We start from the raw sequence: 19,074 nt of genomic DNA, 5'->3' as shown, positions 1-19,074 counted from the left end.
TGTCACGCCCGAAAACCTGTGTTTGTATAAATTCCATCAATGATTCCAAACACAGGTCCCCAATGACTTCATCCATCTTCACTTCGACCCTACTAAAAACTGCGCAACCAGCCGCAGTGGTCGTCGTGCGTGTGGTGGTGGTCGTCGGCAATGCGCCGTAGGGACTGGATCAACACACGAATCCAAAACCCCGCCGGCGCAAACCGGGCGGGGTTTTTCGTTTAGGACCCTCCCCGGAAAGTCGGCTCAGAAGAAAAGGACTGGAGCATGGCAAGTTCGGGCACAACATCCACCAAGACGCGTTTTACCGGCGCGCAGCTGATCGTTCATCTGCTGGAGCGACAGGGCATCACCACGGTTGCGGGCATCCCTGGCGGCACGGTGCTGCCGCTGTACGATGCGTTAAGCCAAAGCACGCAGATCCGCCACGTGCTGGCGCGCCACGAGCAGGGGGCGGGGTTCATCGCTCAGGGCATGGCGCGCACGCAGGGTAAACCGGCGGTCTGTATGGCCTGCAGCGGGCCGGGCGCAACCAACCTGGTCACCGCCATCGCCGACGCGCGCCTCGACTCCATTCCGCTGATCTGCATTACCGGCCAGGTGCCGTCCTCGATGATCGGTACCGATGCGTTCCAGGAAGTGGATACCTACGGCATCTCTATCCCCATCACCAAACATAACTATTTAGTTCGCGACATCGCCGAGCTTCCTCAGGTTATCAGCGATGCGTTCCGCATTGCGCAGTCCGGTCGCCCGGGCCCGGTGTGGATAGACATTCCTAAGGATGTCCAGACCGCAGAGATCGAGATCGACGTGCTGCCGGAGCCGGGCGAGCGTGCCCCCGCGCCGGAGTTCAGCGCTGAGAGCGTGCGCGACGCCGCCGCCATGATTAACGCCGCCAAACGCCCGGTGCTCTATCTGGGCGGCGGGGCGATTAACGCTGCGGATGAAATCCGCCAGTTTGCGGAAAAAGCCAACCTGCCGACCACCATGACCCTGATGGCGTTGGGTATGCTGCCAAAAGCGCACCCGCTGTCCCTGGGGATGTTGGGCATGCACGGCGCGCGCAGCACCAACTATATCCTGCAAGAGGCGGATTTGCTGATTGTGATGGGCGCACGTTTTGATGACCGGGCGATTGGCAAAACCGAGGAGTTCTGCCCGAACGCGAAAATTATTCACGTGGATATCGACCGCGCCGAGCTGGGTAAAATCAAGCAGCCGCACGTGGCGATTCAGGGGGACGTAGCCGAAGTGCTGGCGCAGCTGATCCCGCAAACCGACGCGACCGATCGCGCCGACTGGCGCCAGCTGGTGGCCGATCTGCAGCGCGAGTTCCCGGGCGCGATCCCAACTGAAGGCGACCCGCTGAGCCACTATGGTCTTATCAACGCCGTTGCCGCCTGCGTGGACGACAGCGCGATTATCACCACCGACGTGGGCCAGCACCAGATGTGGACCGCCCAGGCCTACCCGCTGAACCGTCCGCGCCAGTGGCTGACCTCCGGCGGCCTCGGCACCATGGGCTTTGGCCTGCCCGCAGCTGTGGGCGCGGCGCTGGCGAATCCGGACCGCAAGGTCATCTGCTTCTCCGGTGACGGTAGCCTGATGATGAACATTCAGGAGATGGCGACCGCGGCCGAAAACCAGTTAGACGTGAAAATCATCCTGATGAACAACGAGGCGCTGGGGCTGGTGCACCAGCAGCAGAGCCTGTTCTACAAGCAGGGCGTGTTTGCGGCGACCTATCCGGGGATGATTAACTTTATGCAGATTGCCGCCGGCTTTGGCCTGCACACCTGCGATCTGAACGCGGAAGAGAATGCCCACGCGGCGCTGCAGGCGGCGATTTCTCGCCCAGGACCGGCGCTGATCCACGTGCGTATCGACCCTGAACAAAAAGTGTATCCGATGGTGCCGCCGGGTGCGGCAAATACTGAGATGGTGGGAGAATAAGCCATGCAGAAACAACATGATAACGTCATTCTGGAACTCACCGTCCGCAACCACCCTGGCGTCATGACCCACGTCTGCGGGCTGTTTGCCCGCCGGGCGTTTAACGTGGAAGGCATTCTCTGTCTGCCGATTCAGGGCAGCGAGCACAGCCGCATCTGGCTACTGGTCAACGATGACCAGCGTCTGGAGCAGATGATGGCGCAGATCGACAAGCTGGAGGACGTCACCAACGTGGCGCGCAACCAGTCCGATCCCACCATGTTTAACAAAATTGCGGTGTTCTTCGAATAGATCGCTTAAGGTAAGCGTCTTTCGCTCTTGTAGGCCGGATAAGCGCAGCGCCATCCGGCTTTTTCAGACCGCAGGAACACACATGACCACCATCGCCCTTATCGACGACCACCTTATCGTCCGCTCTGGCTTTGCCCAGCTTCTCAACCTCGAACCGGATTTCCAGGTCGTGGCCGAGTTTGGCTCCGGCCGCGAAGCGCTGGCGGGCCTGCCGGGGCGCGGGGTGCAGGTCTGTATCTGCGACATTTCGATGCCGGATCTCTCCGGGCTGGAGCTGCTAAGCCAGCTGCCGAAAGGAATGGCGACCATTATGCTCTCGGTCCACGACAGTCCGGCGCTGGTCGAGCAGGCGCTCAACGCGGGCGCACGCGGCTTCCTCTCTAAACGCTGCAGCCCGGACGAGCTGATTGCCGCCGTGCGCACCGTCTCCACCGGCGGCTGCTACCTGACGCCGGAAATCGCCATCAAGCTGGCGGCCGGACGACAGGATCCGCTCACCCGGCGCGAGCGTCAGGTGGCTGAGAAGCTCGCGCAGGGGATGTCGGTAAAAGAGATTGCCGCCGAGCTGGATCTGTCGCCGAAGACCGTGCACGTCCATCGCGCCAACCTGATGGAAAAACTCAACGTCAGCAACGACGTCGAGCTGGCGCGCCGCATGTTCGACAGCTGGCAATGAGTCCCGTCTTTTCGCGGCTGATCGCCGTCGTCGCCAGCTTTTTTATCTTCTCCGCCGCGTGGTTCTGCCTGTGGAGCATCAGCCTGCATCTGGTGGAACGTCCTGAGCTGGCGGTGCTGCTGTTTCCCTTCGGCCTGCGTCTGGGGTTAATGCTCCAGTGCCCGCGCGGCTACTGGCCCGTTTTGCTGGGCGCAGAGTGGCTGCTGCTGGTCTGGCTGGCGCAGGAAGTGGCCCTCGCGCATCTGCCCTTATTGATGACCGGAAGCCTGCTCACGCTTCTCCCGGTTGCCCTCATTTCCCGCTATCGTCACCAGCGCGACTGGCGCACGCTGCTGCGCCAGGGGGCGGCGCTGATTGCCGCCGCGCTGCTGCAGTCCCTGCCGTGGGTTGGCGACAAGGAGATGCTCAACGCTCTGCTGCTGACCCTCACCGGTGGCCTGACGCTGGCACCCACCTGCCTCGTGATCTGGCACTACCTCACCAGCACCGTCTGGCAGCCGCTTGGTCCGGGGCTGGTGTCCCAACCGGTGAACTGGCGCGCCCGGCATCTCATCTGGTATCTGCTGCTGTTCGTGGTGAGCCTCTGGCTCCAGCTTGGTCTGCCCGCCGAGCTTTCACGCTTCACGCCGTTTTGCCTGGCTCTGCCGATTATCGCCCTGGCCTGGCACTACGGCTGGCAGGGGGCGCTGATCGCCACCCTGATGAACGCCATCGCGCTGATCGCCAGCCAGACCTGGCACGACCATCCGGTGGATCTGCTGCTCTCGCTGCTGGCCCAGAGCCTGACCGGGCTCCTGCTCGGGGCGGGCATTCAGCGCCTGCGCGAGCTGAATCAGTCCCTGCAGACCGAGCTGGCGCGCAACCGGCGTCTGGCTGAACGCCTGCTGGAGACGGAAGAGAGCGTGCGGCAGGAGGTGGCCCGCGAGCTGCACGATGACATCGGGCAGACCATTACCGCCATCCGCACCCAGGCGGGCATTGTCCAGCGCCTGGCGGCAGAAAACGCAGGCGTGAAGCAGGGCGGGGCGCATATTGAACAGCTTTCGCTGGGCGTGTATGACTCGGTGCGACGCCTGCTCGGCAGGCTGCGGCCGCGCCAGCTTGACGACCTGTCGCTGGAGCAGGCGGTACGCTCCCTGATGCGCGAGATGGAGCTGGAAAGCCGCGGCATTGTCAGCCATCTCGACTGGCGAATTAACGAATCAGCCCTGAGCGAAGGCCAGCGCGTAACCCTGTTCCGCGTCTGTCAGGAAGGGCTGAACAATATCGTCAAACACGCCAGCGCCAGCGCGGTCACGATCCAGGGCTGGCAGCAGGACGAGCGCCTGATGCTGGTGATTGAAGACGACGGCTGCGGCCTGCCGCCGGGCTCCGGCCAGCAGGGCTTTGGCCTGGCGGGCATGCGCGAGCGCGTGAAGGCGCTCGGCGGCACGCTGAGCCTCTCCTGCACCCACGGGACGCGCGTCAGCGTCAGCCTGCCGCTAAGGAGCCACCATGTTTAAAACCCCCGCAAACGCCGCGCCGATAGGCAACAAAGCGGAGATCGACGCCCGCTACCGCTACTGGCGGCGTCATATTCTGATTACCATCTGGCTCGGCTACGCGCTGTTCTACTTCACCCGTAAAAGTTTCAACGCCGCCGCGCCGGAAATCCTTGCCAGCGGTGTGATGACGCGCACCGACATCGGCCTGCTGGCGACGCTGTTCTACATCACCTACGGCCTGTCGAAGTTCTTCTCCGGCATCGTCAGCGATCGCTCAAATGCCCGTTATTTCATGGGCGTTGGGCTGATCGCCACCGGCGTGGTGAATATTCTGTTTGGCTTCTCCACCTCGCTGTGGGCCTTTGCCCTGCTGTGGGCGCTGAACGCCTTCTTCCAGGGCTGGGGCGCGCCGGTCTGCGCGCGTCTGCTCACCGCCTGGTACTCACGCAACGAACGCGGCGGCTGGTGGGCCGTCTGGAACACCGCGCACAACGTCGGCGGGGCGCTGATCCCGATGGTGGTGGGGGCCGCGGCGCTGCACTACGGCTGGCGCGCGGGGATGATGATTGCGGGTGGCCTGGCGATTGTCGCCGGGCTGTTCCTCTGCTGGCGCCTGCGCGACAGGCCGCAGACCGTGGGCCTGCCTGCGGTGGGCGACTGGCGGCACGACGAGATGGAGATTGCCCAGCAGCAGGAGGGCGCGGGGCTGACCCGCAGGGAGATCCTCACCAAATACGTGCTGAAAAACCCGTACATCTGGCTGCTGTCGCTCTGCTACGTGCTGGTCTACGTGGTGCGCGCGGCCATCAACGACTGGGGCAATCTGTACATGTCCGAGACGCTCGGCGTGGACCTGGTGACCGCCAACTCGGCGGTGACGATGTTCGAGCTGGGCGGGTTTATCGGCGCGCTGGTGGCGGGCTGGGGCTCGGATAAGCTGTTCAACGGCAACCGCGGCCCGATGAACCTGATCTTTGCCGCCGGGATCTTGCTCTCCGTCGGCTCGCTGTGGCTGATGCCGTTCGCCAGCTACGTCATGCAGGCGGCGTGCTTCTTCACCACCGGCTTCTTCGTGTTTGGCCCGCAGATGCTCATCGGCATGGCGGCGGCGGAGTGCTCGCACAAGGAGGCGGCAGGCGCGGCGACGGGCTTTGTCGGGCTGTTTGCCTATCTCGGCGCATCGCTCTCCGGCTGGCCGCTGGCGCGGGTCATCGACGTCTGGCACTGGAGCGGTTTCTTCGCGGTGATCGCCATCGCGGCGGGCATTTCCGCCCTGCTGCTGCTGCCTTTCCTGCACGCGCAGGCTCCGCGCGAAGCCAGCGTGATGTGATGCGCTTCACCTTTTCGCCCCGAGTGGCGCAAAACTAGGAAATTTTCCCGGTTTTACCTGGACGCTGTCTCAGGCATCTCTCCCGGCTGATTTTTACAATGCTGCAAAAATCAGCTCAGGAGTAAACCAACCATGCTGGCCTTCTTAAACCAGGTGCGCAAGCCGACTCTGGATCTGCCGCTCGACGTGCGGCGCAAGATGTGGTTCAAACCGTTCATGCAGTCCTATCTGGTGGTCTTCATCGGCTACCTGACCATGTATCTGATCCGCAAAAACTTTAACATCGCGCAGAACGACATGATCTCGACCTACGGGCTGAGCATGACGCAGCTGGGGATGATTGGCCTGGGCTTCTCCATCACCTACGGCGTGGGGAAAACCGTTGTCTCGTACTATGCAGACGGCAAAAACACCAAGCAGTTCCTGCCGTTTATGCTGATCCTCTCCGCCATCTGTATGCTCGGCTTCAGCGCCAGCATGGGCGCGGGTTCCGTTAGCCTGTTCCTGATGATCGCCTTCTACGCCCTGAGCGGTTTCTTCCAGAGTACCGGCGGGTCGTGCAGCTACTCCACCATTACCAAATGGACCCCGCGCCGCAAGCGTGGTTCCTACCTCGGCATGTGGAACATCTCCCACAACCTCGGCGGGGCGGGCGCGGCTGGCGTGGCGCTGTTCGGCGCAAACTACCTGTTCGACGGCCACGTCATCGGGATGTTTATCTTCCCGTCGATTATCGCCCTGATTGTCGGCTTTATCGGCCTTCGCTACGGCAGCGACTCCCCGGAATCGTACGGCCTCGGCAAAGCGGAAGAGCTGTTCGGCGAGGAGATCAGCGAAGAGGACAAAGAGACCGAAGAGAACGAGATGACCAAATGGCAGATCTTTGTTGAGTACGTGCTGAAAAACAAAGTGATCTGGCTGCTCTGCTTCTCAAACATCTTCCTCTACGTGGTGCGTATCGGCATTGACCAGTGGTCAACCGTGTATGCTTTCCAGGAGCTGAAGCTTTCTAAAGAAGTAGCAATTCAGGGCTTCACCCTGTTCGAAGTGGGCGCGCTGGTCGGCACGCTGCTGTGGGGCTGGCTCTCCGACCTCGCCAACGGCCGTCGCGCGCTGGTGGCCTGCATCGCGCTGGCGTTGATTATCGCCACCCTCGGCATCTACCAGCACGCCAGCAACCAGTACGTTTACCTCGCATCCCTGTTCGCGCTCGGCTTCCTGGTGTTTGGTCCGCAGCTGCTGATCGGCGTGGCGGCAGTGGGCTTCGTACCGAAAAAAGCGATCGGCGCCGCCGATGGGATTAAAGGCACCTTCGCCTATCTGATCGGCGACAGCTTTGCCAAGCTGGGTCTGGGGATGATCGCCGACGGCACGCCAATTTTCGGCCTCACCGGCTGGGCGGGCACCTTCGCGGCGCTGGATGCGGCAGCGATCGGCTGTATCGTCCTGATGGCGATGGTCGCGGTGCTGGAAGAACGTAAAATTCGCCGTGAAAATCGCGCGCAGAAATTAAAAACAGCCTGAGTGTGCAGGTAACTTCTTTGCCCGGTGTGTGATGCCGGGCTTTTTTATTTGCGCCAACGGCGTTAATACCTGATCCCCCATTCCGCAACGTCTTTTCAGAGCACTATTCTGGTTATGCCCGCTGTTGACGCCGTGCGTTTCCCGCTATGATGAGCGGCTAGTCAAAGGAGAACGCATGGTCTGGATAATGCTGGCAACGCTTGCCGTGGTCTTTGTGGTGGGATTTCGCGTCCTGACCTCAGATTCCCGCCGCGCCATCAAACGTTTAAGCGAGCGTCTTGGCATCACCCCGATGCCGGTTGAGTCGATGATCGATCAGTTCGGTAAAACGCCGGGCAATGAGTTTATCCGCTACCTTGAACGGCCGGACGAGGCGCATCTGCAAAACGCCGCGCAGGTGCTGCTGATCTGGCAGGTCTGCATTGTCGACGGCAGTGAAGAGAACCTGCACACGTGGCACCGCCTGCTGCGTAAAGCCCGCCTGGCCGCGCCGATCACCGATGCGCAAATTCGTCTGGCGCTCGGCTTTATGCGCGAGATGGAGCCCGATCCGCAGGAGCTGAACGCCTTCCAGCTACGCTATAACCAGCTCTTCCTGCCGGAAGAGGGCGTGTTTTACCTGCACTGATCCCCTCTAAAACCACAAAAGTTGTCTAAACGTTAAATTCGTCACACTTTTGATGATAAACTGCGCGACTTTTCCGCACGTTTTTATCTTCAGGTGACGCCATGACAGAACATATCCAGCCCACGACCCGACCGCAGACCAAAGAGGTTACTCGCCCCAACTGGTCGGCGGTTTTCTCCGTGGCGTTCTGCGTCGCCTGCCTGATTACCGTTGAGTTTCTGCCGGTGAGCCTGCTGACGCCGATGGCGCAGGATCTGGGCATTTCCGAAGGCGTGGCGGGGCAGTCCGTTACCGTCACCGCCTTCGTGGCGATGTTCGCCAGCCTGTTTATCACCCAGGTGATTGGCACCATCGACCGCCGCAAGGTGGTCATACTGTTCAGCGTGCTGCTGACGCTCTCCTGCCTGCTGGTCTCCTTCGCGGAAAGCTTCACCCTGCTGCTGCTCGGTCGCGCCTGCCTGGGGCTGGGGCTCGGCGGCTTCTGGGCGATGTCGGCCTCGCTCACCATGCGCCTGGTGCCCGCGCGGACGGTGCCAAAAGCGCTTTCCGTTATCTTTGGCGCGGTCTCCATCGCGCTGGTGATCGCCGCGCCGTTAGGCAGCTTCCTCGGCGGGATTATCGGCTGGCGTAACGTCTTCAACGCCGCGGCGGTGATGGGCCTGCTCTGCATCATTTGGGTATGGAAAGCGCTGCCGTCCCTGCCGGGCGAAGCGGCGCACCATAAGCAGAACATGTTCGCGCTGCTCAAGCGCCCCGGCGTGCTGGCGGGGATGACCGCCATCTTCATGGCCTTTGCCGGGCAGTTTGCCTTCTTTACCTATATCCGCCCGGTGTTTATGACCATGGCGGGCTTTGACGTAGACGGCCTGACGCTGGTGCTGCTGAGCTTCGGTATCGCCAGCTTTGTCGGTACCTCGCTGTCGTCGCAGTTCCTGAAACGCTCCCTGAAGGTGGCGCTGGCGGGTGCGCCGCTGGTGCTGGCGGCAAGCGCCACGGTGCTGGTGCTGTGGGGCAGCGATAAGTGGGTCGCGTCTGCCATTGCGATTATCTGGGGCTTTGCCTTTGCGCTGGTGCCGGTGGGCTGGTCGACGTGGATCACCCGCTCGCTTGCCGATCAGGCGGAAAAAGCCGGGTCGATTCAGGTGGCGGTGATCCAGCTGGCGAACACCTGCGGCGCGGCCATTGGCGGCGTGGCGCTCGACCATCTGGGGCTGACGTCACCGCTGGTGATTTCCGGTACGCTGATGCTGCTGACGGCGCTGCTGGTGGCGGGGAAGGTTAAAGCGAAGTAGTGTTTTTCTCCCTCTCCCGTGGGAGAGGGTTGGGGTGAGGGCATCAGGCTACGCCGATGCCTTAACCCTTCTACGCGAATCCATCGAAATCAGCACCACCGACGACACGATCAGCAGCGTCCCCAGCCAGTCCGGCAGGGTAAACGCCACGCCCAGCAAAATCACCGACAGCAGCGCGCTGCTCAAGGGTTCGGCGCAGCTCAGGATGCTCGCCTTCGGCCCGCCGATCATCTGTGCGCCTTTCAGATACAGGCTGAACGTCAGCGCGGTGCCAATCACCACCAGGTAGAAAAACGCCAGCAGCAGGCCGCCGTCGATCACGAAGATGGTGCCGCGTCCGGCGTAGAACGGCGTCAGCATTAATCCGGCAATCAACATACTCCAGCCGACAATCGGCAATGTGCCGTAGCGGGCAATCAGCGTTGACGGATAGGTGGTGTAAAACGCGGCGGCAAACGCCGAGGCGATGCCGAAGAACAGGGCGGCAGGCGAGATGGAGAGCGAGGTTGGGTCGCCGTGGGTGACCAGCAGGAACGTCCCGACAAGCGAGGTCACAATCGCGGACAAAACAAACACGCCGGGGCGCTTTTTCCGCGCCAGCGCGAACCATGCCACGATAATCGTTGGCGACAGAAACTGCAGCACGGTGGCCGTCGCGGCGTTGGATTTTTCAATCGTCAGCAGGAAGGTGAGCTGCACGGTGAGCGCGCCGACCAGCGAGAAAAACAGCAGGCTGAGGGCGTCTTTGCGATGTTTGATGACCGAGAAAATCTTGTCGCCGTGAACGAAGGAGAGCGTCAGCAGGATCACGCCGGTAAACAGCAGGCGAACCATGGTCAGGTAAGGCGAAGAAATGTGGCTTTTCTCCATGATGTACTGCGCGCAAACGCCGGAACTGCCCCATAAAACGGCGGCGATCAGGACGTTCAGCATCCCTTTACGTGTGGAACCCATTTTCTCCCCTGTTATGTTGGTTTTTTTGTAGCATAACATGGGATCTTGCCGGGTGGCGCTACGCTTACCCGGCCTACAAAACCTTGTAGGCCCGTGCAAGCGCAGCGCCGCCGGGCGAAACAAACGACGCTTTACTAGAACCACGCCTCCCACATCGCGCCGACGTTAAAGTCGTCGAGCGTCTCGTCTTTGGTGTTGTTCACGCGCGCGGTGCGTGCGTTATCCACCTTGCCGCCGGTCACGTAGAAGCGCAGCATCGGACGGAACTCCGGCCCCATGGCGATAGACATGTTCTGCGACAGGGTCAGCTTCCAGCCCTTGTTGTCGCCGCCGTTGTCGTAATCCACGTGCTGCCAGCCCGCTTCCAGCCAGGTGGAGTGAACGTCGTTCCACCAGTGCATCGGACGCACGATGGCGTTGTAGTTCTTACGGTTGTCGGTCTTATCACGGCTGTTGTCGTAGTCGTGGAAGGCGAGGATGTACTCCACCTGCGTGGCCTGGGTGAATTTGTACAGCCCTTCGAAGCTGGCGTAGACCGTGGTCAGGTCTTCGGTTTTATTGAACACGCTGTTGTCCGAGTTATCGGAGTAGCGGGCAATCACCTTGTTCACGCCGCTGTCGTTGGTGTGGCTCAGCACCACGCCGCCCTGCCAGGCGTTCAGACGCTCGTCGCTCTCCACCGCTTTTGAATCAAAGCCGTAGTTGGCGTACAGCTCCAGATCCAGCGGACCGAGCTTCATGCCGTGGATTTTAGAGGTGGCCGCGTAGTTACCTTTGTCGCCCGTGCCGGACCCGCCGGTACAGGTGATGCGTGACGGGTTCGCTTCGTCTTCCATCACTTCCGGGCTACAGGATTCCACTGCCGCCACGGCAGCGACGTCAAACTGCACGCCGCCGATATCGAAGTTCTTCACCCCGGCGCCCTGGCCGTCGTGGTTCATCCAGAAGTAATCGTTGATGCCCTGCTGCGGACGCTGGTGGAAGTCGCGACCGGCCCAGAAATAGGCGTTCGGGTTGGAGGCCATAATGTTGGTCACCCCCGCGTAGGCCTTTTTCAGGTTAACTTCGTCGCCCCAGTGGTCGATCATCACGTTGATGTCCCAGATGGCGCCGTTTTCTCCCTTGAAGGCTTTAGAGAGCTGGAACTCGCCGCCGTTGCCTTCGTTACCCAGACGACCGATCGCGGACGCGCCGTTGTAGGAGCCATCCACCGCCACATATTTCTGATCGGCGGCCTGGAAGTGCGCGCCGTAGCGGGCGTAGCCGGTAAATTTAATGCCGAACGGAATCGCCATGTCCGGGGATTGCGCCGCGCTTTGCGGCTCGGTCACCACGTCCGCTTTTTTCGCGACGGCGGCATCCATTTTGGCCTGACGTTCGGCCAGGGCTTTATCCACCGCTTTCGCCACAATGGCGTCGATTTGCTCCTGCGTGAATTCCTGGGCGAGCACGGAAATTGGGCAAAGCGCGGCGATAACCGCCATGGTTAATGGAAGTTTTTTAATCGTATTCATGGTTATCTCAATATAGTTTAATTTTATTCAGACAATAACCATCCCGCTCCGATCTGACAGAATATGTCGCTATCATCAGAACAAGTGGATTTCTATTTAAGGTACAGAGGTATTACAGTAATTTATTTCGCCATAGACTATCTCTGATATAAATGAATAATTTCTTCGGATAATTCACGCGCTAATAAGGAGTTCATTAAATGATCCTGCGCGTGCACCATGATTAACGTCATTGGCTGGCGGGCTTCGCCCGCGTCCTGCTCAATCAGTTTGGTCTGCATTTTATGCGCCTGACGCGCGTAGCCGTCGGCTTCGCGCAGCAGGCTTTTGGCCTCGTCAATGTTGCCCTGACGCGCCGCGTGCAGCGCTTCAAAGCACAGGCTGCGGGACTGCCCGGCATTGACGATAATTTCCATTACGGCTTCTTCTAGTGCGATCATCATCATTACTCTTTATCAAAGCTATTATTTAAGGCGGTGGCGGCAAACCACTCCCCGCTTTTCTTAATGGTGCGCTGCTGCGTCTTTAAATCGAGCTGGATAAATCCGTAGCGATTTTTATACGCGTTACACCACGACCAGTTATCAATAAACGTCCACATATGGTAACCAAGACAATTGCACCCTTCGCTAATACCCTTATGCAGCCAGGCTAAATGTTCGGAAATAAACTCGATGCGGTATTGATCGTTAATCTGGCCATTTTCAATAAAGCGTTGTTCGTTTTCGACGCCCATGCCGTTTTCAGAAATAAAGCAGCGGGGGTTGCCGTAATTGTCGCGCAGGTTAATCAGAATATCGTAAATACCCGGCGCGTAGATTTCCCAGCCGCGGTAGGGGTTCATCTTGCGGCCCGGCATCTCGTAGCTATCAAAGAACCATTCCGGCATAAACGGCGCCTGCGGGTTCACCGCGCTGTCGCGACACTTCACGCGACGCGGCTGATAGTAGTTAATGCCGAGCTGGTCGATTTTCCCTTCCGCAATCAGGAAACCGTCTTCCGGCTTGCAGGCGGGCAGCTGGTCGTAAGATTTCAGCAGCGCCACCAGATCGGCCGGGTATTCGCCGCGCAGGACCGGGTCGAGGAAGCTGCGGTTAAACATCAGATCCGCAACGTGCGCCGCCTTCACGTCTGCCGGGTTCTGCGAACGCGGATACGACGGCGTCAGGTTCAGCACGATGCCGATCTCCCCCGCGTAGTGCCCGGCGCGGTAGGCCTGAACCGCCTTCGCATGGGCCAGCACCGTGTGATACGCCACGGTGGCCGCCCGGCGGAAATCCACTACGTTGGGGTAGTGGAAGTCGTACAGATAACCGCCTTCCACCAGCACGATCGGCTCGTTGAAGGTAAACCAGTGCAGCACGCGGTCGCCGAACAGCTCGAAGCAAATCTGCGCATAGCGGGCGTACGCGTCCACCACGTCACGGTTTTCCCAGCCGCCAATTTCCTGCATCGCCATCGGCATGTCGAAATGGAACAGGGTGATAAACGGCGTGATGCCCTGTTCATTCAGCTCATCAATGACCTGATTATAAAAATCGACCGCGTCCGGGTTCACTTCACCGATACCGTCGGGGATCAGGCGCGCCCAGCTAATCGAGGTACGAAAGCTGTTGTGGTTCAGCTGTTTTAACAGCTGAATGTCCGTTTTCCAGTGCTGATAAAACGTGGAGGTGTGCTGCGGCCCCACGCCGTTGTGAAAACGGTTCGGCTCGCGGGCAAACCAGTAGTCCCACGTGGTTTCACCCTCTCGTGTCCCTTCCGTCTGGAGAGCGGAGCTTGCGCTGCCCCACCAGAAGTTATCGGGAAATGCGTATTTCATGACCCTTCCTCTTTGACTTAATTGCTTGTGGCTTCAGCGGCACCCACGGTTGCAGCCTGGGCTTTCTGCTCTTCGTTTTTAATCAGCGTACGCTCATAGGCGCGCAGGAACGGCAGGTACATCAGCGCCGACATCACCATGCAGACGAGGCACATTACCACCGGGCTCAGCGCCCAGTTCGCCGCCCACGAGGCGCCAATCGGCGCGGGCGTAGTCCACGGGGTTAACGAGACCACCTGTGCCAGCCAGCCGAGCTTGGTTGCGCCGTACGCCAGGCAGGCGTTGACCAGCGGAACAAACACAAACGGGATAAACAGCATCGGGTTCATGATGATCGGCGCGCCGAACAGAATGGGTTCATTGATGTTAAAGAAGCTTGGCACGACGCCCATTTTGCCGATGGTGCGCAGGTGGGTAACGCGGCTGCGCAGCAGCAGGAAGGCCAGCGGCAGGGTGGAACCGACGCCGCCAATCAGCAGGTAGTGATCCCAGAAACCCTGCAGATAAACGTGCGGCAGCGCCGCGCCTGCGGCCAGTGCCGCCTGGTTTGCCGAGAGGTTCGCCATCCAGAACGGGTTCATGATGCCGGTAACAATCAGCGAGCCGTGGATACCCGCGAACCAGAAGATCTGGCACAGCAGCACGGAGAGCAGAATGGCGGGCAGGGAGTCAGACGCGGACACCAGCGGCTCCAGCAGGTGCATGATCGCCTGCGGGATAATCATCCCGGTCTGCGCTTCAATGAACAGGTTCAGCGGGTGCAGCGTGCCGATCACCACCATCACCGGGATCAGGATCTCAAACGAACGCGCCACGCCGGTGGGCACTTCCTTCGGCAGGCGGATGGTGACGTTGTTCTGCTTCAGCCAGGCGTACACGCGGGTTGAGTAAATGGCGGCGATCAGGGCGGTGAAGATGCCCTGGCCGGAGAGGTACTGGGTTGAGATTTTGCCGTCGGCATACGGCGCGGCGACCAGCAGGAAGGCCATAAAGGCCAGCAGGCCGGACATCACCGGGTCGAGGTTAAACTGACGCCCCAGGCTCGCCCCAATCCCTACCGAGATGAAGAAGGTCATCACGCCCATGCTGAGGTTAAACGGCAGCATCAGCTGTTCGCGGTAGGTTTGGGAAAAATCCAGCCAGCCGCGGGCGAAGCTGTTAGTGGTATCCGCCGAGAACGGCGGGAAGATGAACACCAGCATAAACGAGCCGATGATCATAAACGGCAGCGCGGCGGTAAAGCCGTCGCGGATGGCAATCACGTACTTTTGCTGACCGAGCTTCGCGGCCAGCGGGGTAATTGACTGCTCAATCACCGCAACCATGGATTGATATAACGAACTCATGTGAACACCTTTTAGTGTGCCGCTTCGATGAGCGACAGAGCAAAGTCCAGTACTTTATCGCCACGCTGCATGCCGTAGTCCATCATGTCGATGGGCTGCACCGGAATGCCATGCGTCGCCGCCTTGTCTGAGAGTGTCTGTAACATGTATTTCACTTGCGGTCCGAGAAGTACCACCTGGTATTGCGGAAACTGCGTATCAAATTCGGAAACACCGTACGCATCAATCTTCACCGACAAACCACGTTCTTTCGCGACATCGACCATTTTGCTGACCAACAGGCTGGTGGACATCCCGGCAGAGCAGCACAGCATAATCTTGAACATCGACAACCATCCTCTAAATGTAAAAAGTTATTGCGAGGATGATTGGACATGATACGGAAACCGGTTTCCATTCATAAAAGACAGAACTGTGACAACCATCAAGATCCAATACTTATGAGGCTAATTAACCGGATGCAGGTCACATAATTTGGCTGTTTTGACATCATTTGGAGTGGAAACGGAAAATCGGTTTCCATGGAAAACGGAAACGGATATACTCCGCTCTGGCTATAATGTGAGCCGAAGCGGTCATGGAATTTGCAGGCGCGAGGTAAGCCTGCCAGGGGAAAGAGATGTCGACAATCAATGATGTATCACGTCTTGCCGGGGTGTCTAAAGCCACGGTATCGCGAGTGTTGAGTGGGTCGCGTGGCGTAAAGGAAGCCAGCCGTCAGGCCGTTCTGAAGGCAGTGGATGAGCTGAACTACCGGCCTAACGTGATTGCCCAGTCGCTGCTGAGCCAGTCGACGGGCTGTATCGGGGTGATTTGCGCCCAGGAAAACATTAACCAGACCACCGGTTATCTCTACGCGCTGGAAAAACAGCTCAGCCAGCATCAAAAACACCTGCTGCTGCGTTTCGCGCACAGCAAAGCGGAAGTGATGCACGCTCTTGAGGAACTCTCCTGCGGGCTTTGCGATGACATCCTGGTGATTGGCGCGCGTTTCCCGCTGGACGTCGATATGGACAACGTCATTCTGGTGGACTGCATGGAGTCTGATAATTCCAACAGCATCCAGTTCGATCACGCCTTTGCCGCCGAAACCGCCTGTAACTACCTGACCAGCCAGGGGCGACGCCAGATTGCCCTGATCCATCCGCACGGCAGCGGTTTTGCTGACCAGGTGCTGCTCGGCTACAAGCACGCGCTGGAGAAAAATTTCCTGCCCTTTAATCGCAACCTTGTGTTCATGGACGCGACCTCGTCGTCCGTTGCGCTACAGGAGCTGCTGAATAACGCCAGCACGCTGAACTTCAACGCGCTGCTGGTGGCGGACGAGCAGGAAGCCCAGCGGGTGATCCCGCAGCTGCAGGCGTTTAACAAATCCGTGCCGGACGACATTATGGTCTTTAGCTTGGCCGGATCGCTGCACCTGCCGGGTATTCCGGTGATCCCGGCGATTGAATATTCTATGGATGCGATGGCGGCGCGTATCGTGAGCTGGCTGACGGAGAAAACGCAGATGCTGGGCTCGTATGTGCTGCGCGGGGATTTGATCATTCCAGATGTGCGTAAGCGTTAAACATGTTGTGTAGGCCGGGTAAGGCGCAGCCGCCACCCGGCGAGAAGCAGGTTTCCAGCCCTCAATAATCTTCCATACAATCCACCTGACCAATCGCCGCCCAGTAGGCGTCCAGGTTGTCACGCTTCACGGCGGTAACGGCATTTTTGATCAGCAGCTGATTGGCCTCTGACGACAAAATCATCGCCTGCCAGGCCTTATCGCTCTGCTTTTTCTGTGGCGTACAGGTTTTCTTAATATCTTTCAGGACCTGTTGCTTAATCTGCGCCTCTTTCGCCGGATCGTCCTTTTCCTGAGCATGGACAAACGCGGCGAACAGCAGACAAACCAGCAGGCAGACAAGGTGTGCAGCTTTCATCAACAACCCCCTTTTGACGTCACAGGCTTCCCATGAAATATATCGTTACATTCAGTGTAGCGACGCCAGCCGAAAGTATGAATTTTCTCCACGTTGCGTGTGTGAGATAGTGAAACGGCACAGATAACAAGGAGAAAAATATGCACCTGAGCATTACTCATGCGGTTACGGCGCAGGAAAAAGAAGAGTTACTCACGGGCCTGAGAGCCTACAATGCGCAGTTTCTGGATCTCTCCACATTCAGCGGGGATATTGGCGTTTACGTGCGGGACGACATCGGCACCATGCTCGGCGGGCTCATTGGGGTGCGCAAAGGCGACTGGCTGAATATCGACTTTCTCTGGGTGAGCGATGCCGTACGCGGATCCGGCGTGGGCAGCCAGCTCATCAAAACGGCGGAAGATGAAGCCAGACGCAAAGGCTGCAAGCACGCGCTGGTGGATACCGTCAGCTTCCAGGCGCGTCCGTTCTATGAAAAACAGGGGTACCAGTTGCAGATGTCTTTGCAGGATTATCCGTACCCGGGCATGCAGCGACATTACCTGGCGAAAGCCCTTTAAGCCCGTTTCTGTCATTATGCATTCTGCTATTTATTGCGAGCCGCTTTCCTAATTTAAAACGTGTTGCTTGTCTTCTTTTCGGGCCCTGGCGCATGCTTTGGCCTGGTCAAGTCATCCATGGAGATAGCAATGGAACGCACAGCAAAACTATTCAGAAAGGGTCAGAATCAGGCCGTTATGCTGCCTGCTGAATTCGCGTTTAATGCGGAGAGCGTCTACATCCGACGGGATGAGGAGGGGAATGTCGTTTTGGCGGCAAAACCTGTTCGAATAAAGAGCTGGGATAATTTTCTCCGCATGCTGGCAGAAACGGACGTACCAGATACGTTTTTGAGCAAGGAGGAACGCAATCAGAGTGTTACGACAAGAGACCCTCTGGATGGAGCATGCTCATGAGACATATGCTGGATACGAATATTGTGAGTCACTTGTTTAAACGACACCCGGAGGTTGTAAGCAGAATGACATGTCTGGCGCCGGGTGACGTTTGTATCTCAAGCATTACCGAAGCGGAATTGCTGTATGGTGCTGACAAGAAGAAAAGCAGTAGATTGAAAGAAACAATCCGGGAGTTTCTCAATACCATCACGATTTGCGACTGGGACAGCGACGCCGCAGCAACGTACGGTGAACTCCGTGCAACCCTGGAAAAGAAAGGGAAAGTGATGGGGGATCTCGATCAACTGATCGCTGCACATGCTATCAGTCGGGGAACAACGATCGTGCATTCAGAATGGTGCAGGAGCTTGCCGTCGAGGACTGGACGACAATGTTGTGATCCCTGATGCCCGGTGGTGCAGCGCCACCCGGCCATACCCGCATATAACCGATCCTTCTTATTGATTCTTTTTCGGTTTTTATTTCCCCGCCTCGTTGTCGATATAGTCACTACAACATTCAGCAAAAGGAACTGTCTTGTGAAACGTCGATTGGGTGCTCTGGTACTGGCTGGCCTGCTGCTGGCCGGGTGCGATCAAAGTGGCAGCGATGCCAAACACATTAAAGTCGGCGTCATCAACGGCGCCGAGCAGGACGTGGCGGAAGTCGCCAAAAAGGTGGCAAAAGAGAAATATGGCCTGGACGTGGAGCTGGTGGGCTTCAGCGGCTCGCTGTTGCCTAACGATGCCACCAACCAGGGGGAACTGGATGCCAACGTCTTCCAGCATCGCCCGTTCCTTGCAGAGGATAACAAGGCGCATGGCTACAAGCTGGTGGCCGTGGCGAACACCTTTGTTTTCCCAATGGCTGGCTATTCCCGCAAAATCAAATCCGTGTCTGACCTGAAGGACGGCGCAACCATTGCCATTCCAAACGACCCGACCAACCTGGGACGTGCGCTGTTGCTGCTGCAAAAAGAGAAGCTCATCACCCTGAAGCCAGATACCGGGCTGCTGCCGACGGCGCTGGATATTACCGCCAACCCTAAACAGCTGAAAATCATGGAGCTCGAAGGGGCGCAGCTGCCGCGCGTGCTGGACGACCCGAAAGTGGATGTCGCCATCATCAGCACCACCTATATCCAGCAAACCGGGCTGTCGCCGGTGCATGACAGCGTCTTTATCGAAGACAAAAACTCGCCGTACGTGAACATCGTGGTGACGCGCGAAGACAACAAAGACGCCGAGAACGTGAAGGAATTTATCCAGTCGTATCAGTCGCCTGAAGTGGCGAAAGCGGCGGAGACGATCTTTAACGGCGGGGCGGTGCCGGGCTGGTAAGGAACCCGCAGAAAGCGCGGTGACGAAAATTGGCCCGATTCCATCGGTAAT

Annotated in this window: 20 protein-coding genes and 1 pseudogene; 14 read left to right on the top strand and 7 right to left on the bottom strand. The window is 58.7% G+C overall.

Annotated elements, in window-relative coordinates:
- Positions 1–62 precede the first annotated feature (62 nt).
- The 9 genes from ivbL (at position 63) to nepI (ending at position 9,181) form a co-directional block, all read left to right on the top strand.
- Positions 63–161: an ilvB operon leader peptide IvbL gene (gene ivbL / locus AA74_RS1000000123315; protein ID WP_057979964.1), complete on the top strand. Its 99-nt coding sequence runs from the start codon at positions 63–65 to the stop codon at positions 159–161.
- Between the two features lie 106 nt (positions 162–267).
- Entirely contained in the window at positions 268–1,956 is a 1,689-nt protein-coding gene (gene ilvB, locus AA74_RS0102225; RefSeq protein ID WP_025910705.1) for an acetolactate synthase large subunit, read from the top strand.
- Between the two features lie 3 nt (positions 1,957–1,959).
- Positions 1,960–2,247, top strand: a complete 288-nt coding sequence (gene ilvN, locus AA74_RS0102220; protein ID WP_008500144.1) for an acetolactate synthase small subunit — start codon at positions 1,960–1,962, stop codon at positions 2,245–2,247.
- An 82-nt stretch (positions 2,248–2,329) separates the two neighbouring features.
- Positions 2,330–2,923, top strand: coding sequence for a transcriptional regulator UhpA (uhpA, locus tag AA74_RS0102215; RefSeq protein WP_021242693.1), 594 nt, complete (start codon positions 2,330–2,332; stop codon positions 2,921–2,923).
- Positions 2,920–4,425: a signal transduction histidine-protein kinase/phosphatase UhpB gene (uhpB, locus tag AA74_RS0102210; RefSeq protein WP_025910702.1), complete on the top strand. Its 1,506-nt coding sequence runs from the start codon at positions 2,920–2,922 to the stop codon at positions 4,423–4,425. Before uhpA ends, uhpB begins: the two co-directional genes overlap by 4 nt.
- Entirely contained in the window at positions 4,418–5,737 is a 1,320-nt protein-coding gene (locus AA74_RS0102205; RefSeq protein ID WP_025910699.1) for an MFS transporter, read from the top strand. The genes uhpB and AA74_RS0102205 overlap by 8 nt, the downstream gene beginning before the upstream one ends.
- A 132-nt stretch (positions 5,738–5,869) precedes the next feature.
- Positions 5,870–7,261, top strand: coding sequence for a hexose-6-phosphate:phosphate antiporter (gene uhpT / locus AA74_RS0102200; RefSeq protein ID WP_025910697.1), 1,392 nt, complete (start codon positions 5,870–5,872; stop codon positions 7,259–7,261).
- A gap of 175 nt (positions 7,262–7,436) precedes the next feature.
- Positions 7,437–7,889, top strand: coding sequence for a DUF1198 domain-containing protein (locus AA74_RS0102195; RefSeq protein WP_008500140.1), 453 nt, complete (start codon positions 7,437–7,439; stop codon positions 7,887–7,889).
- Between the two features lie 101 nt (positions 7,890–7,990).
- Entirely contained in the window at positions 7,991–9,181 is a 1,191-nt protein-coding gene (gene nepI / locus AA74_RS0102190; protein WP_025910692.1) for a purine ribonucleoside efflux pump NepI, read from the top strand.
- Positions 9,182–9,229: 48 nt separating this feature from the next.
- Here the strand turns inward: nepI and AA74_RS0102185 are convergent, their stop codons facing one another.
- From AA74_RS0102185 to AA74_RS0102160, 6 genes are all read right to left on the bottom strand, one after another.
- On the bottom strand, positions 9,230–10,135 hold the full coding sequence (locus AA74_RS0102185) for an EamA family transporter (RefSeq protein ID WP_025910689.1): 906 nt from the start codon (positions 10,133–10,135) through the stop codon (positions 9,230–9,232).
- 134 nt (positions 10,136–10,269) lie between these two features.
- Positions 10,270–11,649: a carbohydrate porin gene (locus AA74_RS0102180; RefSeq protein ID WP_023326394.1), complete on the bottom strand. Its 1,380-nt coding sequence runs from the start codon at positions 11,647–11,649 to the stop codon at positions 10,270–10,272.
- A gap of 137 nt (positions 11,650–11,786) precedes the next feature.
- On the bottom strand, positions 11,787–12,089 hold the full coding sequence (locus AA74_RS0102175) for a PTS lactose/cellobiose transporter subunit IIA (protein ID WP_008500136.1): 303 nt from the start codon (positions 12,087–12,089) through the stop codon (positions 11,787–11,789).
- Positions 12,090–12,094: 5 nt separating this feature from the next.
- Positions 12,095–13,471 carry a glycoside hydrolase family 1 protein gene (locus AA74_RS0102170; protein WP_025910684.1) on the bottom strand — a complete coding sequence of 459 codons (1,377 nt, stop codon included), beginning with the start codon at positions 13,469–13,471 and terminating at the stop codon, positions 12,095–12,097.
- 17 nt (positions 13,472–13,488) lie between these two features.
- A complete protein-coding gene (locus AA74_RS0102165; RefSeq protein ID WP_025910681.1) occupies positions 13,489–14,817 on the bottom strand; it encodes a PTS sugar transporter subunit IIC in 1,329 nt (442 codons plus the stop codon).
- A gap of 11 nt (positions 14,818–14,828) precedes the next feature.
- A complete protein-coding gene (locus tag AA74_RS0102160; protein ID WP_021242703.1) occupies positions 14,829–15,143 on the bottom strand; it encodes a PTS sugar transporter subunit IIB in 315 nt (104 codons plus the stop codon).
- 293 nt (positions 15,144–15,436) lie between these two features.
- On the opposite strand from AA74_RS0102160, the gene AA74_RS0102155 reads away from it, so the two are divergent.
- Positions 15,437–16,387: a LacI family DNA-binding transcriptional regulator gene (locus AA74_RS0102155; protein ID WP_023293714.1), complete on the top strand. Its 951-nt coding sequence runs from the start codon at positions 15,437–15,439 to the stop codon at positions 16,385–16,387.
- Between the two features lie 61 nt (positions 16,388–16,448).
- Here the strand turns inward: AA74_RS0102155 and AA74_RS0102150 are convergent, their stop codons facing one another.
- Positions 16,449–16,745 (bottom strand): YicS family protein, encoded by a 297-nt coding sequence (locus AA74_RS0102150; protein WP_021242704.1) that lies wholly within the window; start codon positions 16,743–16,745, stop codon positions 16,449–16,451.
- Positions 16,746–16,885: 140 nt separating this feature from the next.
- Here AA74_RS0102150 and AA74_RS0102145 point away from each other — a divergent pair, with 140 nt between their 5' ends.
- The 4 genes and pseudogenes from AA74_RS0102145 (at position 16,886) to nlpA (ending at position 19,023) form a co-directional block, all read left to right on the top strand.
- Positions 16,886–17,305 (top strand): GNAT family N-acetyltransferase, encoded by a 420-nt coding sequence (locus tag AA74_RS0102145; RefSeq protein ID WP_008500129.1) that lies wholly within the window; start codon positions 16,886–16,888, stop codon positions 17,303–17,305.
- A 129-nt stretch (positions 17,306–17,434) separates the two neighbouring features.
- Positions 17,435–17,701: an antitoxin gene (locus AA74_RS0102140; RefSeq protein WP_025910676.1), complete on the top strand. Its 267-nt coding sequence runs from the start codon at positions 17,435–17,437 to the stop codon at positions 17,699–17,701.
- Positions 17,698–18,083: pseudogene (locus AA74_RS01000000121965) on the top strand (type II toxin-antitoxin system VapC family toxin). The gene AA74_RS0102140 and the pseudogene AA74_RS01000000121965 overlap by 4 nt, the downstream one beginning before the upstream one ends.
- Before the next feature lie 139 nt (positions 18,084–18,222).
- Entirely contained in the window at positions 18,223–19,023 is an 801-nt protein-coding gene (gene nlpA, locus AA74_RS0102130; RefSeq protein WP_008500128.1) for a lipoprotein NlpA, read from the top strand.
- Positions 19,024–19,074 lie beyond the last annotated feature (51 nt).

The sequence above is a fragment of the Enterobacter sp. 5-4 genome, from assembly GCF_000612205.1.
Lineage (GTDB): Bacteria > Pseudomonadota > Gammaproteobacteria > Enterobacterales > Enterobacteriaceae > Enterobacter > Enterobacter roggenkampii.
Note: the sequence above shows the minus strand (reverse complement) of the source record. Positions and strands in the feature narration are given on the sequence as shown.